General features: G+C 38.8%; 1 pseudogene. It reads right to left on the bottom strand.

Annotated elements, in window-relative coordinates:
- A pseudogene (locus tag H4J70_RS20255) lies at nt 1–433 on the bottom strand (transposase); the annotation flags it as partial.

Genomic DNA, 433 nt, shown 5'->3' with positions numbered 1-433 from the left:
TATCTTCTTGATTGGCTTTTCTCGCAATACGCTCATTAAGAACACGCATAAACCAACTTATATCCATTAATCGACTGCGATAGCAGGCTACCGTATTTTTTAATGTTGGAAGTAAGTATTCGGCAATCAATTCACCACGGCAATATTGTTGCGTTAAAAAAGTGCCTTTAAATATTTTATGCCAACGCTGTAATACTTCTTCTGTCGACCATGATTCAGCCCTTAGCTCATCAATAAACAACACTAAGTGACTATGATTACTCATAACCGCATAAGCACATACATCAATAGCGAAAACTTGACTTAAACTAAGTAACTTATCTTCAATCCAGCCTCTGCGGTGCTCAAAACTCTTACCTGTGAGTTTATCTTCACCGCAAAGAAAAGCTCGGCGAACACAGCGAGAAATGCAGTGGTAATATGGGGTATCAAC

The sequence above is a fragment of the Colwellia sp. BRX8-9 genome, from assembly GCF_014077245.1.
In the GTDB taxonomy this organism is placed as follows: Bacteria; Pseudomonadota; Gammaproteobacteria; order Enterobacterales; family Alteromonadaceae; genus Colwellia_A.
Note: the sequence above shows the minus strand (reverse complement) of the source record. Positions and strands in the feature narration are given on the sequence as shown.